This window comes from Pantoea sp. Ap-870, from assembly GCF_011752515.1.
GTDB classification, from domain to species: Bacteria; Pseudomonadota; Gammaproteobacteria; order Enterobacterales; family Enterobacteriaceae; genus Pantoea; species Pantoea dispersa.
In genome coordinates this window covers 1-16,835 of the sequence record NZ_VWXG01000009.1, presented here as the reverse complement: position 1 = coordinate 16,835, position 16,835 = coordinate 1, and the positions used below count along the sequence as shown (strand labels likewise).

The following is a 16,835-nucleotide window of genomic DNA, read 5'->3' as shown; positions in this document are numbered from 1 at the left end:
GCGTTTTTTGCTGCCCGAGAGAGTGCCATGCCGAACGATGCCCTTTGCCGCCAGCTGGCGCAGCGCGTGATCGCGCTGATGCGCGAGCCACAAAAGCCGCTGTGTGCGGTGGAAAACGTACGGTTGATCTACGCTGAGGAACCGCTGCCGCGTACGCCGATGTTGTATCCGGCGGGCATCGTGATCCTGTTTCAGGGACACAAAACCGGCTACCTCGGCAGCACGGTGTTTCGCTACGACGCCACCAAATATCTGATGCTCACGGTCACGCTGCCGGTGGAGTGCGAAACCGACGCCACGCCGCAGCAGCCGCTGGCTGGTATGAGCCTCACCGTGGATCCGGCCAGTTTGCAGGATCTGCTGTTAAGCATTGGCGATGACGAGCAGTTTCAGCCGCAGCCGCAAACCTCCGGCATTCACTCCGCGTTTCTTAGCGAGGAGATGCTGTGCGCCGCGGAACGGCTGCTGGATGTGATGGATAAACCGCGTGACGCCCGCGTGCTCGGCCCGCAGCTGGTGCGTGAAATCATCTATTACGTACTGATCGGGCCGATTGGCGGCGCGCTGCTGTCGCTGGTCAATCGCCAGACGCAGTTCAGCCAGGTGGCCCGGGCGCTGCGCCGCATCGAGAACCACTTTGCCGAAAGCCTGAGCGTGGAAATGCTGGCGGCAGAGGTCAACATGAGCGTCTCGGCGTTTCACCATAACTTTAAGGCGGTGACCCAGACCTCGCCATTGCAGTATCTCAAGCGTTACCGTCTGCATCAGGCGCGATTAATGATGCTGCAGGATGGGCTGAAGGCCAGCGCCGCCGCCGTGCGCGTCGGCTATGAAAGCCCGTCACAGTTTTCGCGGGAGTTTAAACGGTACTTTGGCGTGACGCCGGGAGAAGAGGCGAGCCGCGCGCGCCAGACCGGAGCGCTGCTGCCATTTGACGCCGCCTGAAGCGGCGGCGCTTTACAGAGGTTAGGCTTTCTGGCGCCGCTTTTTCCAGATCACCACAATGCTGCCGCCGAGGCCGAGAAACAGCAGGACAATAGGCAGCACCATCAGGATCGCCATCACCTGATCTTCGTGGCGCTTGATAAACGGCACCTGGCTGATGCCGTAGCCCATCGCCACCACAATCCCGACCCACAGCGCGCCGCTCAGCCAGTTGAAGAACTGAAAACGCCCGTTCTGCAAACCCGAAATGCCCGCCATGGTCGGCAGCAGCGTGCGCACAAAGGCCAGAAAGCGGCCAACCAGCAGTGCCATCAGGCCGTGGCGGTTGAACAGGTGCCAGGCGCGCTGGTGGTACTGCGCTGGCAAATGCATCAGCCAGCTTTTGACGATTTTAGTATTACCAAGCCAGCGCCCCTGCAGATAGCTCAGCCAGCAGCCGAGGCTGGCGGCGGTGGTCAGAATCACCATGGTCGGCACAAAATCCATCACGCCTTTGGCGATCATCGCCCCTGCCAGCAGCAGCAGGCTGTCGCCGGGCAGGAACGAGGCAGGCAGCAAACCGTTTTCCAGGAACAGCGTCAGAAACATCACGCCGTAGACAATCCACACTACATCCGGATTGGCCAGCGCGGCAAAATCCTGATGCCACAGCGCCTGGACAATCTCATGTAAAACACCCATCAGCTATCCCATCGAGTCACAAGGCTTGTATTTTAACCGTCCGGAACGGCGTAATCGTTGATCTCCGCTACGCCGCACCGGATGGTTTAAGTTTGGTTTATCTTTTTACGCTTTCAGGCGGGCAAAACCAGCTTTCAGGTCATCCAGCAGATCATCAACGTGCTCGAGACCGATATGCAGACGCACCAGCGTGCCGTCAAAATCCACGCCGCCCGCCGGACGAATTGCCGCCAGCTCTTCCGGCTGGTTCGCCAGAATCAGCGATTCAAAGCCGCCCCACGAGTAGGCCATACTGAAATGGTGGAAGCGATCGAGATAATTTGCCAGCTGCGCCGGGGTGAGTTTTTCATGCAGGATGAATGAGAACAGCCCGCTGCTGCCGCTGAAGTCGCGCCGCCAGAACTCGTGGCCTTTGCACTGCGCCAGCGCCGGATGGTTGACGCGCGCCACTTCCGGCTGCGCCGCCAGCCACTCGGCCACGCGCAGGCCGCTCTCTTCGTGCTGACGCAGACGCGTAGCCAGCGTGCGCAGGCCGCGGCTGGCCATGTACGCGGTGTCTGCATCCACCATCTGACCCATCAGGTAGGAGTTTTCGCGCAGCTGCGCCCAGCAGCGTTCGTTGGCCACCGCAGTGCCGATCATCGCATCGCTGTGGCCGATGATGTATTTGGTGCCGGCCTGGATAGAAATGTCGATGCCATGCTCCAGCGCGTTAAACAGCACGCCCGCCGCCCAGGTATTATCAATCATGATCACCGCGTCTGGTGCTTTGGCGCGCACCGCCGCGACAATTGCCGGAATATCCTGCACTTCCATGGTGATGGAGGCCGGTGATTCGAGGAACACCACGCGGGTGTTCGGCTGTACCAGCTCGCCGATTTCACTGCCGATGCAGTGATCGAACCAGGTGGTGGTGACGTTAAGCTTCGCGAGAATTTTGGTGCAGAAATCCTGGGTGGGTTCGTACACCGCGCCGCTGACCAGAATGTGATCGCCACTGGTGACAAACGCGAGGATGGCATTGGCGACCGCGGCCGCACCGCACGGATAGAGCACGCAGCCGGCGCCGCCTTCCAGTTCGGTCATCGCATCCTGGAAGGAGAAATGGGTGAGGGTGCCGCGCCGGCCATAAAACAGTTCACCGCTGGCGCGTCCGGCGGTGGCGCGTTGTTTGTCCGCGACGGAGTCAAAAACCAGTGAGGATGCGCGCTGAATGACGCTGTTAACCGAGCCCTGAGTGTAACGTTTGCTGCGTCCCGCGGTGACAAGCCGGGTATCAATTTTTTTCGTTGCCATCACTGCCTTTCCTGACACGTCTCACAAAGCATCCAACTTACCACGAATCGCGGCGCGGGGTTGAGCCCGTTTGCCGAATATCAGAGTGACGCCAGCACAATCGCGGAAAGAGGCTGATTGTGGCTTTTATTACGCGGCGGAAAAGCAAAGCGCAATAAATTGCGCCGCTACGACCCGTGCGGTGTTTTTGCTTAATGCCACAAGTCGCACCGCATCGTAGCGGCGCGATTTATCGCGCAACCGTGCCTGTTGATCCATCCCACAGACCGCACCCAACCGTAGCGGCGCGATTTATCGCGCAACCGTGCCTGCTGCTCCATTCCGCAAACAGCACCCAACCGAAGCGGCGCGATTTATCGCGCAACCGTGCCTGTTGCTCCATCCCAAAGACCGCACCAAACCGTAGCGGCGCGATTCATCGCGCAACCGTGACTGCTGCTCCATCCCACAGACCGCACCCAGCCGTAGCGGCGCGATTTATTGCGCAACGGTGCCTGTTGCTCCATTCCGCAAGCCGCACCCAACCGTAGCGGCGCGATTTATCGCGCTAAACATTGCGCCGTATCAATTCAGCGGGTTACAGCTTTGTAAATAGTAATGAGAACCACTATCACTTCGGTCGGTTTTTTTGCTATGATCCGCGCTTCAATCGTGAACGGTGCAACAGAAGTCGGAGACGCAGCGTGGTGGCCAGTGACTTGATGCAAACGGACCTGTCCGTTTGGGGCATGTATCAGCATGCCGATATCGTGGTAAAAATTGTGATGATCGGCCTGTTGCTGGCCTCGGTCGTTACCTGGGCGATTTTCTTTGGCAAATACGCGGAGCTGAGCGGGGCGAAACGCCGCCTGAAGCGTGAACAGCTGGCGCTGGGCGAAGCGCGTTCACTGAATGACGCGTATCGCGCTGCCGAAAACTTCAAAGCCAACAGCCACAGCGCCGTGCTGCTCGCCGACACGCGTAACGAACTGGAACTCTCCGCCGGCAGCGAAGACCTCGACGGCATCAAAGAGCGCACCAGCTTCCGCCTTGAGCGTCGCGTCGCGGGTTTCAGCCGCCACGCCGGTCGCGGTAACGGCTTCCTCGCCACCATCGGTTCCGTCGCGCCGTTTATCGGTCTGTTCGGTACCGTGTGGGGCATCATGAACAGCTTTATCGGTATCGCGAAAACCCAGACCACCAACCTCGCGGTGGTGGCACCGGGCATCGCGGAAGCGCTGCTGGCGACGGCGATTGGCCTGGTAGCGGCAATCCCGGCAGTGGTGATCTATAACGTCTTCGCCCGCATGATCGCCAGCTACAAAGCGTCGCTCGGCGACGTGGCGGCGCAGGTACTGCTGCTGCAGAGCCGCGATCTGGACCTCGGCAACGTCGATACCGCAAAAGAAGTTAACCGTCCGGCGGCGGCCCAGAAACTGCGCGTAGGGTAAGTATTATGGCGATGCGTTTAAACGATGATGCGGTCGGCGATGGCGAAATGCACGAAATCAACGTGACGCCGTTTATCGATGTCATGCTGGTGCTGCTGATCATTTTCATGGTCGCTGCGCCACTCGCCACGGTGGATGTGCGCGTCAATCTGCCTGCTTCCACCAGCGCGCCGCAGCCGCGTCCGGAGAAGCCGGTTTATCTGTCGATCAAAGCGGATAAACAGATCTACATCGGTAACGATGCGGTGACCAAAGAGACGCTGGTAAACGCACTCACCGCGCAAACCGAAGGCAATAAAGAGACCACCATCTTCTTCCAGGCGGACAAATCGGTCGATTATGAAACGCTGATGTCGGTGATGGATCAGCTGCGTGAAGCGGGTTATCTGAAGATTGGTTTGATGGGCATGGAGACGGTGAAGAAATAGTTTCACCGGCGTAATACCAGCACCATAACTGTAGGGTCGTCATTCATGACGACCTTTTTTATTGTGGCGGCCGGAGCAGGCCGCCATGTCATTATGCGGTGGCGAACCGCGGTTAAACCAGATTCACCGTTACGCCGTCCTGCACCAGCAATTCCGCGTCGCCGTGGCTGAACACGTGATACTGGTTGCCAGCGATGGTGACGGTGCCGGTTTGCTCGGTCCAGCCTTCCTGCTCGCTGCCTTCAGGCAGGATATCTTCCAGACGTACGGTATCGCCTTGGTTACCGTTGACCATTAGTTGGGTTTTGCCGTCATCGATGAAGAGATCTTTGGTTCCTTTAGAGAACACTTCTTCGGCAGTTATATTTTCTAGAGCACTAAACGCATCGGCGTCTAATGTGGAAATTTCATTCACTGATATATCAGTGGATTTGACAACATTATCTTTTATACCCCATTCGAAATTGTCTAAAAAAATAGTGTCGTAGCGTGAATTGCCTGTGCCGTCATCATAAAAACTATTGAACGCCGATACTTTGCTTATTAACTGACCTTGTGGGGCAATGAACTCGTAGGGTTTCATTCCGCCCCATTTTGAGAGTTCGATGGAGCCGATAAGTTCATCCTTCTCATTATAAAACCGTATCATATTATGAGTGGCTTGTTGAGCCTGGGCGTCAAACTTAAAGTAGTTAGATTTATCAATATAAAAATGTACTGCTGTTTGTTTAGAATTTGAAGGGTTCCCAGTGCCTAAGTCTGGTCCGACTAAAAATTCATTCCTTTGGGAAGCATTTCCATACTGATTGTATACTTTGATGCCAGAGGCCAGGGTAACTGAAGTGCCTTGCTGAATTATATAGGTTCCGTTACTAAAATCTTCACGATGGCTGATAAGATCAGCCTCTCTGACTTTTATTTCAAAAGAGCTCTGCGCTTTGTCGTTTGTATAAGCATTGAAAGTCCAGTTCCCATAGTTAAGTTTTGGTGGAGAAAATGTCCACTCTCCATATATATTAGCAGTAACTGAGGCGATGTTTTTACTGTTGTTTCCAAGATAGTATTCTATATAGACTGTGCTGTTGGCTTCGGCATGGCCTTGTAACTCGGGAGTTGTATCGTCAGTTACGCTACCAGACGCTAATTTGCCTTGTGTTTTACCCACATTATCCAGGGCAAAATCAATAGTTGGAGCAAGGTTATTATCAATCACATTGAGTTTGAACTTAGGCGTGAACGTGCCACTGTTACCACTTTTTGCCCGAAACTCCCAGTTACCATTACCTAATTCGATAGGTATTGTGAACTCCCAGTTACCATCAGCACCAACCTGAACTGAATAACCTGGAATCCATGGTGCTCCAGCTTTTCCGTATTCAATATAAACAATACTGTTTGCTTCGGCGCGTCCGTGTAACGTGGGGGTACGGTCATCTGTCCGGGCGGAATTACCTAACATGCCAGTGGCATGACCATAATTATCCCAGGCGTAAGCAATCGTGGTCTCGCTTGCAGGCGTCAAATCAATATTGAGTTTGAATTCGTTGCTCCATTCGTCACCGGCATTTGCCCTGAATTGCCAGTTTCCTTCGCCTAGCGCTGGATTCGGCGTCCAGCTCCAGCTGGTGCCCTTCATCACCGCATTGCCGCCATCAACCCATTCACCCTGAGCATTACGGTACTGAATACGTACCACACTGCCTGCTGGCGCGCTGCCACGCAGCTCTGGGGTGGTATCGTCGGTGATGCCATCGCTCTTCAATGAGCCGGTCACGCTGCCGACGTTATCGACGGCATCAATAATTTTCGCCACGCCGCCTGGATCAACCGGCACTTCTCCGTCTTTACCAATAATAATGATGAACTCATCCGAAACCTCACCCTCGCGCACCTTACCGGCAAAGGTTTCATTCGCCACCAGCGCCAAATCATGCTGACCGTCGGTAAGGTCAACCTCCGGCTCGATCTTCCACATCCCGGTATTTTCATCCGCCTTCGCGCTGCCGATAACCGTATTGCCTTCTTTCAGATAAACAATCACGCCTTTTTCCGCGATACCGGTCAGGGTGGGGCGGCAGTCGTCGGTCATCTTGCCAGAATCGAAGCTGCCGGTGATGTCACCCTGATCGTCGTACATGTTCAGCAGCGTCGGCGCTGCCGGCGGCGTGGTATCAATAATCAGCGTACGCAGACTGGGCGTACTGACGTTGCCGGCCTTATCAACCGACTGGAAAGACATGTTGTAGTAACCATCATCCAGCGGCGTTGCAGGTGTCCAGCTCCAGTAGCCGTTGGCAGGGTCGATATCTACCGTAAAGGTCTCTTTGCCGACGGTAATCAGCATGGTGCCGCCCTTACCGATTTCTGAATTTGCATAGCCAAAAAACGTGGGGGTGTTGGTATCGCGCTCGAGGTATTTCACCTCTTCATAATTGAACAGTTCCATGGAGATTATTCCTGTGTTTTTTTTACGTCGGGTCCACCACAGCGAGGGCCGCTGCGCCTTGTTACAGAGAGCGCATTTTGTAATAGATGACGTAACACGCCGTATGAGATACGTCCCGAAGGGAGAAAAATCCGAACGGATTAAAAACAGAGGAAAAGGAGAAGATGATGCCGTGCTGCACGCACGGCATCGGGGGATTACACCAGCTCGATTTTCACGCCGTCCTGTACCAGCAACTCGGCGTCGCCGTGGCTGAACACGTGGTACTGGCTGCCGGCGATGGTGACGGTGCCCGCCTGCTGCGTCCAGCCGCTGACCGCTTCGCCTTCCGGCAGGATGTCGCTGAGCTGCACGCTGTCGCCGGCCTGGCCGCTGACGCGCAGCTGGGTTTTGCCGTCGTCAATGAACAGGCCCTGCTGACCGGCTTCCACCACGTCGCTGAGCGTCAGGCCGAGCGGGGCGAGCGCGTTGATTTCCACCTCGCCCGGCGGCGTGGCGTCCACGACGATGCTGTACGCCGGCAGGCCAGCGTCGTAAGCGCCGTAGCTGACGCTGAGGCTGTGCGAGTCATCGCTGAGCTCTGGCGTGATAAAGCGCCAGTTGCCGTCTGCGCCGACCTGCACGCTGCCGATCAGCGTGCTGCCGTCGTAGACGTTGAGCACGCTGTTGGCCTCGGCGACGCCGCTCAGCTCCGGCTGGCGGTCATTAGTGATGCCGCCGTTGCTGACTTCGCCGATATACAGCGCCACGTCGTCATACACGCTGAGGATTTCTGGCGTGTGCTGGCCGCCCGGCATCAGGACCAGCTCAAACGTATCGCTCCACTGGCTGTCGCCCTGCGCCTGCGCGGCAAACGACCAGACGCCGTACTCCAGCGCCGGCGGCGTGAAGCTCCAGTTGCTGTCTGCTCCCACCGTTACCACCGCCGAATGGGTAAACTCGCCGAAGGCACCGTAGCGCACCACCACGGTGCTGTTGGCTTCGCCGCGCCCGCTAAGGGTTGGCGTGGTGTCATCGGTGAGCGCGCCGCTCAGCAGCATGCCGGTGACCGGGCCGAAGTCGTCGGTGGCGTGGGTCAGCGTGGCGTGCAGCGCGTCGCTGCCGGCGAAGGCGATATCGAGCCCGAAGCTGTCGCTCCAGCTGCCTTCCTGACCGGCGCGGAACTCCCAGCTGCCGGCGTCCAGCTCAGCCGGTGGTGTCCAGCTCCAGCGGGTGCCGTCCATCTGCGCCGCGCCGCCGTCAACCCACTCGCCGCTGGCGTTGCGGTACTGCACGAAAACCGTGCTGCCCGCCGGGGCGCTGCCGTGCAGCTGCGGCGTGGCGTCGTCGGTGAGCGCGCCGCTCAGCAGCGAACCGGTGACCGGGCCGGCATCATCCACCGCGTGGGAAATGACCGTGGCGGCAGCGCCGTCGCGGCCAATCAGCAGCTCAAACGGCGCAGACGGTTCGCCCTCGCGTAGCTTGCCGTTAAAGGTTTCGACCGCCACCAGCGTCAGCTGATGGGTGCCGTCGCTCAGGTCGGCGTCCGGCTCCAGCGTCCAGATGCCGGTTTTGGCGTCGGCCTGCGCGCTGCCGATCACCGTGTCGCCCTCTTTGAGGTACACCACGGTGCCCTTTTCGGCTACGCCAGTCAGGGTCGGGCGGCGGTCGTCGGTCATACGTCCGGCGTCGAAGCTGCCGGTGATGTCGCCCTGGTCATCGTACATATTGAGCAGGCGCGGCGCGTCCGGCGCCGTGTAGTCGACCACCTGGATGAACTGGGCGGGGTCACCGATGTTGCCGGCGGCATCAATCATGCGCACCGACACGATGTGTTCGCCCGGCGTCCAGTCGGCGGGCGGCGTCCAGCTCCAGCGGCCGTCCGGGCCGACACTGACTGTGTACGGCTTGTTGCCGTCGATGACGATTTCCGCAAAGCCGTTGCGCGCCTGCGGACTGGTGCCGCTGTAGCCGCGGCGCGGGTCGTCGGTGTAGCGGTAAGATGCATTAAGAATCTTGTTCATGATAGCTCTCCCTTACACCAGCTCGGTTTTCACGCCGTCCTGCACCAGCAGCTCAGCGTCGCCGTTGCTCCAGACGTGGTACTGGGTGCCGGCAATGGTGACGGTTCCAGCCTGCTCGGCCCAGCCGTTCTGCTCACTGCCCTCTGGCAGGATGTCTTCGAGGCGCACGGTGTCGCCCTGGTTGCCGTTGACGATGATTTGCTTAGTGGCATCATCAATCGCCAGGTTCTCACTGCCGTGTTTGAGCACATCCTGTAGGCTGAGCGTCAGGGCGTTATTACCGGCGTTATCCATCTGGACCACGCTGGTTTTGCTGCCGTCCTCCACCTGGTCGGCAAAAATCACCGTCTGATCTTCGCTGTTGACCAGCAGCTGATAGAGCTGATTATCGGCGTCGAAAACCTGGATCGGATCATAGAGATCGTTTTCGTCAAACAGGTACAGTTTGCCGCCGTTGGTGTTGATTTCCGGATGGACGTATTCGCCCCATTTGATGTCATCAATATAAAAACCAGCATCATTGTCGTCTGGTGTGGTTTCCTGACCCAGCACTAAATCGATATGACCGATTTTTTTACCCGGCGGTGCGATAAACTGATAGGTGTCAGGGGATGTGTCAGTACGGTAACCTACGGTTGTAATCATTTCACGGTAAAGAATTTCACCGGTTGTTGAGTAAACAATAATTTCATGCTGGTTAGCTGATTGTACCGAGCTCAGCGCAAATTCGACCTTATCCGTGCTGCCAAAGTCATACGTGTAAGTAGAGTTATCGCCTAATAAAAATGCACGATATTCACCTTTGCCATTAGAAACTCTGGCTTGATCTAATTTTGAGACTGAATCTGGATGTGCTTTTCCAGAGAATTTAACGCCACCCGATAACGTGTTAACTCGGGTCATGTCGAACTTGTAGTCAACGGTATATTGATCGAATGATTCCAGGCCAGAATCGACGTTTACACCCCATGCGATGTGATCGATGGAAAACCCACCATCTATAGGGTTTTCGACACCTGTATCATCTCCAACAATAAATTCAATATGTGAAATTGATTTCCCTGTTTGTGCAACATACTCAAATTTACTGTAGTCAATACCGACAGATTTTAGTGATTCTTCAAAGAGTATCTCACCAGAAGTAGAAAAAATCTTGATTTTATGACGGTTGGAGTAAAAAACGTTGTGATAATCAAATGATATTTTATCGGTTGGTCCAAGAGTTATTTCATAGGTGGAGTTGTTTTTAAAATATAATGATTTGTAGGATTTTGACTTGGCATTGTCATAAACCTCTGCTTCAGTGCCTTTCACGGTTTTGAAAATCAAACCACTGCCGAGTTTATCTGCTTTTCCCAGAGGGAATTTATATGCTGCTTCATAGCTATCGAAAGCTTCAAAGCCATGGCTACCATGTGTGATATCATCATTCGCGTAACGTTTTGTTATGATGTTGTCAATCCCAAAAACATTTCTTGCGCTTTTTAAATGAAGCTCAACATAACTTATTTCAATCTCACTGGAGAAGAAGCGTAGCACTTCACGGGCTTCATTACGTGTATCGGTAGCGTATACGCGGCCAATCTCTTTACCATTAGCATCATAAAAACTAACGTATGAATCAGCTCCCTCCCAGTCTATGGCTGTTAGTTCAAAATAGTTAATTTTTTCAGCTAACGTTATTTTCTGGACGGTTTCTATATTGAGATTCATATTATCAATGATAAGGCTTTTCCCATAAATAGCATTATCTTCAACACGTGTTTTCACCTTTTCCTGATTGTTGAATTTAAAGTTGAGATCGCCATAAATAAAATCTTTAGTCATGTCTCCTGGGATTATTGATTCAAAATCATAAGATTTAACCATTTCTTCATGTTCAACAACTCGCAGCGCATAATCTGCACTGTAGCTATTGCCATTAGTGGTTTTTGCTCTGAAATCCCAGTTACCATATTCCAGCTCGTCTTTTGGCGTAAACGACCAGCGGCCATTCGCATCCGCAACCGTCGACCCGCTATGCCAGGTTTTGCCGTCGCGTGAGTACTCGACCTGTACAACCGCATTCGCCTCGGCACTGCCGCGCAGCTCCGGCTGAGTATCATTGGTCAGCCCGCCCGATTTCACCTCACCGGTGATTTTGCCCACGTCATCCCAGGCCATAGCGATCTCTGGTGCGACGCTGCCCGGCGCCACAATCTGCAGCCCAAACGGTTTACCGTTCGCATCACGGGTTGCCGTTCTCCCGGCCTGAAACTCATACGTCCCCGGAGAAAGACGGTCAGTCTCATACTCCCAGCGGCCATCGGCACCGGCAGTCACGCTGTCCAGCAGTTCCCATGTGCCCAGCACGTTGCGATAGTGGATATATACCAGGCTGTTAGATTCGGCGCGGCCGTGCAGGTTTGGCGTGCGGTCATCGGTAATCGCGCCGTTGCCCAGCGTGCCGGTGAACGGGCCAAAGTCATCGTAAGCGTGGGTGATTTCCGTTTTTGCTGCCGGTGCGAGATCGATATCCAGCTTGAATTCGTCGGTCCAGCCGCTGCCGGCGTTGGCGCGGAACTCCCAGTTACCGGCACCCAGCGCCGGGTTTGGCGTCCAGCTCCAGCTGGTGCCGTTCATCACCGCATTGCCGCCGTCGATCCATTCACCTTTATCGTTACGGTACTGAATACGCACCACGCTGCCTTCCGGCGCACTGCCGCGCAGCTCTGGCGTAGTGTCGTCGGTGATGCCGCCGCTTTTCAGTGAGCCGGTCAGGCTGCCGGCATTGTCGATCGCCTCAATGATTTTGGCCACGCCGCCCGGATCGCTCGGCACGTCGCCGTCTTTTCCGATAGTAATGTTAAACTCATCGGATACTTTGCCCTCACGCACCTTACCGGCGAAGGTTTCCGCAGCCACCAGCGTCAGGTTGTGACGACCATCCGCCAGATCCACCGTCGGCTCCAGCGTCCACAGGCCAGTTTTCTCATCGGCTTTGGCGCTGCCGATCACGGTGTTGCCCTCTTTCAGATACACCACGGTGCCCTTTTCGGCGATGCCGGTCAGGGTCGGGCGGCGGTCATCAGTCATTTTACCGGCGTCAAAGCTGCCGGTGATGGCGCCCTGATCGTCGTACAGGTTGAGCAGCGTCGGTGCGGCCGGCGGCGTGGTGTCGACTATCAGCGTGCGCTGCGTCGGCGTGCTGAGGTTACCGGCGGTATCGATGGTCATAAAGGAGAGGCTGTATTCACCGTCGGCCAGCGCTTCCGGTGGCGTCCACTTCCAGCTGCCGTCCTGCGGGTTGATGTCGACAAAGAAATTCCTGTCGCCAAGCGTAATCATTACCTGGCCGCCTTTGCCCACTTCTGAATCGATTTTACCGAAAAACGTTGGGGTGTTGGTGTCGCGCTCGAGGTACTTCACCTCTTTAAAATCAAACAGATCCATGGGATTTTTCCTGTGTTTTACGTTGGGTCTATTGCAGCGAGCCCCGCTGCGTCTGGTTATAAAGGGCGCATTTTGTAATAGATGACGTAAAGCGCTGTATGAGACCTGTCCCGAAGGGAGAAAAGTCCGAGCGGGTTAAAAGCCGGGGAAAGAGAGCGGGGTGATGCCGTGCTACGCGCACGGCATCGGGGGGTTACACCAGTTGCAGTTGTACGCCATCCTGCACCAGCAGTTCGGCGTCGCCGTGGTTCCAGACGTGGTATTGCGTGCCGGCAATGGTCAGGGTGCCGGTCTGCTGCGTCCAGCCATCAACCGCTTCGCCTGCTGGCAGAATATCCTGCAGCTGCACGCTGTCGCCCGGCTTGCCGTTCACCAGCAGCTGGGTGCTGTCATCCTCGATGAACAGCCCTTTGCCACCTTCGCTCAGCAGCTGGTGCAGCGTCATCGCGTCCGGCTGGGCTTCATCCTGCGCCTGCTGATCGAACGCGGCGTCAGGGCTGACGTCGAGCACGAATTTGCTGCTCCAGTTGCTCTTCATCTCGCCGGTCGAGGCGCGCGCCTGATATTCCCACACGCCAGGCTGATGCAGATACGGCGAGGTGAAGCTCCACTTGCCGTCGGCATCGACCAGCACGCTGCCGGCGTGGCGCAGGCCTTCACCCTGCACGCCATATTCGATCTCAATCACCTGGCCCGGCGTGCCGCTGCCGTGCAGCGTTGGCGTGGTGTCATCGGTTGAGTCGTGCTGATAAACCGGCCCCTGCAGCGGGCCCGCGTTGTCCCAGGCGTAGTCGATGGTCGGCTCCAGCGGCGCACCGGGGATCACCAGCAGCTCAAACTTATCGCTCCACGCGCTGGCTTTGCCATCGGCCACGCCGCGCGAGCGGAAACCCCATTCGCCAAAATAGGTCAGTTCAAAGCCGGCGAACTGCCAGTTGCCCTGCGCATCGACCGTCACGCTGCCCGCGCTGTGCCAGCCGCTGTTACTCAGGTTGTACTCAATCTCAACGATGCTGCCCGGCGCACCGCGACCTTCAAGCACCGGCGTTTTATCGTCGGTGGTGCCGCGATGGTGCACCTGGCCGGTATGGGCACCGGTATCGTCACGCGCACAGTCGATAGCCGGACGCAGATTCTCCAGCGCCGACATATTAAGGCTGAAATCCGGGCGGTAGTCGTCTTTGCTGTTCTCGTAAGAAGCATAGAAGGTGTAGATGCCGTCACCGCTGATCATCGCGCGCGACTGAATCACCCAGTCGCCGTTGGCATCGGTTTTAACGCTGCCTTTATAGCCGATTCCGCCGTGATCGTTCTGCGCGAACAGATAAACGATGCTGTTCGGCTCCGCGCGGCCCACGATCAGCGGCGAGAAGTCGTCGGTGGTGGAACCGCTGGCGAGCTGGCCCTGCACGGTGCCGACATCGTCAATGGCGTAGCTGATGGTTGGCGGCACCGGTCCGCTGTCAACCACAGTGATGTCGAAGTGGTCAGAAGGTTCGCTGACGCGACCAAACTCGTCGGTGGCGGTGACGGTTAGCTGATGCCCGCCCGCGCCCAGCAGCGGCTTCAGCGACCATTCGCCGCTTTTACTGGCCACGGTGCTGCCAATCAACCGGTCGTGATCGTACAGCCGCACCGTGCTGCCCGGCAGCGCATAGCCCTGCACTCTAGGCGTGGTGTCATCAATGGTGTGTCCGCGCCCGACCGGGCCGGTTTCGCTGCCGACGTCGTCAAACAGCGCGGTGATCGCCGGTTTGTCCGGCACCGAGAGCGCGACATCGACAGAGAACGGATGCGGTTCACCGCTGTTGCCGATGCGCGCCACCATGTCGTGGCTGCCTTCGCTCAGCGAGAACGGCGGCTGAAATGACCAGCTGCCGTCGGCGGCAATCGGCGTGCTGTAGCGGTGATCGTTGATAATGAATTCAATGATTTCACCGGCCTGCGCCGGCAGGCTGCCGCTCAGCAGCGGATAAGGTGTGCCCACTCGCAAGGTATTAATGGATGAAAAGGGGTCAAAGCTGAGAGGTGTTAGCATAAGTATTCTCCACCAAAATCATCAACGGCGTGATTACCGTTGCCTGCCCAGCTTAACGGGGGAGGGGATAGCGCCATGTACCAGAATCGTCTCGTTTCTAAGACTGATCTTAATAAGTTCTGCTAATGAAAAAGTCATTAAAAAGAGCAGGATAAGGCTCATGATATTGCTTGCTGGGGTTTGATATCGCTGAATTTATGCTACTGGTAAGGTCGATAGTCTGTGCTGCACCTGTCACCTGGAAAGCTCAGAATTATTAACTTTCCTCATAAGCTGATCGGACCGGCGGTGTTAACTATTTGTTACCTTTGTTTGTACTTTTGTAAAGTGCAATGGTGAACAGGATCACATCTATTCACGCGCCGGCAGGCTAAAACAGGAGAAAAACCAGGAAGGACGATATGAGCTCAAGTCACGCTTTACAAAAGTCATCGCAGGGCGGTGCCAAAACCATCTTTAGCGTTACCAGCGGTAACTTTCTTGAGATGTACGATTTTATGGTGTTTGGCTACTACGCCACCGCCATTGCAAAAACCTTTTTCCCGGGCGACGATCCGTTTGCCTCGCTGATGCTGACGCTGATGACCTTTGGCGCCGGCTTCCTGATGCGTCCGCTCGGGGCGATTATACTGGGGGCCTACATTGACCATCACGGGCGGCGCAAAGGGCTGCTGCTGACGCTCGGCCTGATGGCGCTCGGTACGCTGACCATTGCACTGGTGCCAGGCTATGCCACGCTGGGCGCGGCGGCACCGATTCTGATTCTGCTGGGTCGCCTGCTACAGGGTTTTTCGGCGGGCGTGGAGCTGGGCGGCGTCTCGGTTTATCTGTCTGAAGTGGCCCCCAAAGGCCGCAAAGGCTTTTACGTCAGCTGGCAGTCGGGCAGCCAGCAGGTAGCGGTGATCTTCGCCGCGCTGCTGGGGCTGGGGCTTAATCATCTGCTGGCGAAGGACGCGGTGACCGAATGGGGCTGGCGTATTCCGTTTGTGGTCGGCTGTCTGATTGTGCCGTTCCTGTTCTGGATTCGCCGCATGCTGGAAGAGACCGAAGCGTTCAGCCAGCGCAAATCGCACCCGTCAATGGGCCAGATTGTGCGTTCCGTGGGACAGAACTGGGCGCTGGTGCTGGCCGGCATGCTGATGGTGGTCACCACCACGGTGATGTTCTACATGATCACCGCATTCACCCCGACCTTTGGTAAAACCGTGCTGATGATGAGTGACAAACAGAGCTTCCTCGTGACGCTGTTTGTCGGCATCTCCAACCTGTTCTGGCTGCCGGTGATGGGCGCGCTATCGGACCGCGTCGGAAGGCGACCGCTGCTGATTACTTTTACCGTGTTGATGATCCTGACGACCTGGCCGGTGCTGCACGGGCTGGTAGGATCGCCGACCTTCGCGCACCTGGTGGAAGCGGAGCTGTGGTTATCGTTTCTGTACGCCAGCTATAACGGCGCGATGGTGGTGTATCTGGCGGAGATCATGCCGGCTGAAGTGCGTGCTTCGGGCTTTTCGCTGGCCTACAGCCTGGCGACCGCTCTGTTTGGTGGTTTTACGCCGGCGATTTCGAGCTATCTGATTCATGCTACTGGCGATAAAGCGATGCCGGGCGTCTGGCTGTCGTTCGCCGCGGTGTGCGGCCTGGTAGGCACGCTGCTGATCGGCCGTATGGTGAAACAGTATCAGGCGCGGCACAGCGCAACAGTAGTGGGCGCGTCGCTGTAGTTCGAGTGCGCGCGCTGGACTCACCCTGACTTTCTCTCACTGGCCCTCACCCTAACCCTCTCCCGCACGCGGGAGAGGGAACCGCTCGGTGCGGTTTCGCAGACCTGCACTTCACCTCAACACTCGCTTGGTTGGCTCCTTCTCCCGCTGGCCCTCACCCTAACCCTCTCCCGCACGCGGGAGAGGGAACCGTTCGGTGCGGTTTCGCAGACCTGCGCTTCACCTCAACACCCGCGCGATCGGCCCCTTCTCCCGCTGGCGGGAGAAGGCGGGGAATGAGGGGCAAGCCAGCTCCTGCTCTGCCTGCTGGCCCTCACCCTAACCCTCTCCCGCACGCGGGAGAGGGAACCGCTCGGTGCGGTTTCGCAAACCTGCGCTTCACCTAAACATCCACCCGGTCGGCTCCTTCTCC

General features: G+C 56.7%; 10 protein-coding genes. 4 read left to right on the top strand and 6 right to left on the bottom strand.

Going from position 1 to position 16,835, the window contains the following annotated elements:
* The first annotated feature begins 27 nt into the window (after window positions 1–27).
* On the top strand, window positions 28–945 hold the full coding sequence (locus F3J41_RS18915) for an AraC family transcriptional regulator (RefSeq protein WP_166712072.1): 918 nt from the start codon (window positions 28–30) through the stop codon (window positions 943–945).
* Window positions 946–966: 21 nt separating this feature from the next.
* Here the strand turns inward: F3J41_RS18915 and F3J41_RS18910 are convergent, their stop codons facing one another.
* Window positions 967–1,626, bottom strand: coding sequence for a DedA family protein (locus tag F3J41_RS18910; protein ID WP_021509591.1), 660 nt, complete (start codon window positions 1,624–1,626; stop codon window positions 967–969).
* 105 nt (window positions 1,627–1,731) lie between these two features.
* Entirely contained in the window at window positions 1,732–2,922 is a 1,191-nt protein-coding gene (gene metC, locus F3J41_RS18905) for a cystathionine beta-lyase (RefSeq protein ID WP_021509590.1), read from the bottom strand.
* Window positions 2,923–3,623: 701 nt separating this feature from the next.
* On the opposite strand from metC, the gene exbB reads away from it, so the two are divergent.
* Together exbB and exbD are read left to right on the top strand one after the other, a co-directional pair.
* Entirely contained in the window at window positions 3,624–4,352 is a 729-nt protein-coding gene (gene exbB / locus F3J41_RS18900; RefSeq protein WP_031280126.1) for a tol-pal system-associated acyl-CoA thioesterase, read from the top strand.
* A 5-nt stretch (window positions 4,353–4,357) separates the two neighbouring features.
* On the top strand, window positions 4,358–4,780 hold the full coding sequence (gene exbD / locus F3J41_RS18895) for a TonB system transport protein ExbD (protein ID WP_021509588.1): 423 nt from the start codon (window positions 4,358–4,360) through the stop codon (window positions 4,778–4,780).
* 112 nt (window positions 4,781–4,892) lie between these two features.
* Here exbD and F3J41_RS18890 read toward each other — a convergent pair whose 3' ends face one another.
* The 4 genes from F3J41_RS18890 to F3J41_RS18875 form a co-directional block, all read right to left on the bottom strand.
* On the bottom strand, window positions 4,893–7,226 hold the full coding sequence (locus F3J41_RS18890) for an Ig-like domain-containing protein (RefSeq protein WP_166712070.1): 2,334 nt from the start codon (window positions 7,224–7,226) through the stop codon (window positions 4,893–4,895).
* Between the two features lie 197 nt (window positions 7,227–7,423).
* Entirely contained in the window at window positions 7,424–9,229 is a 1,806-nt protein-coding gene (locus F3J41_RS18885; protein WP_166712068.1) for an Ig-like domain-containing protein, read from the bottom strand.
* A 12-nt stretch (window positions 9,230–9,241) separates the two neighbouring features.
* Window positions 9,242–12,661 (bottom strand): Ig-like domain-containing protein, encoded by a 3,420-nt coding sequence (locus tag F3J41_RS18880; RefSeq protein WP_166712066.1) that lies wholly within the window; start codon window positions 12,659–12,661, stop codon window positions 9,242–9,244.
* A gap of 193 nt (window positions 12,662–12,854) precedes the next feature.
* Complete coding sequence (locus tag F3J41_RS18875; RefSeq protein ID WP_211075325.1) at window positions 12,855–14,699, bottom strand: Ig-like domain-containing protein; 1,845 nt, start codon at window positions 14,697–14,699, stop codon at window positions 12,855–12,857.
* A gap of 401 nt (window positions 14,700–15,100) precedes the next feature.
* Here F3J41_RS18875 and F3J41_RS18870 point away from each other — a divergent pair, with 401 nt between their 5' ends.
* Window positions 15,101–16,423: an MFS transporter gene (locus tag F3J41_RS18870; RefSeq protein WP_021509584.1), complete on the top strand. Its 1,323-nt coding sequence runs from the start codon at window positions 15,101–15,103 to the stop codon at window positions 16,421–16,423.
* Window positions 16,424–16,835: the final 412 nt, after the last annotated feature.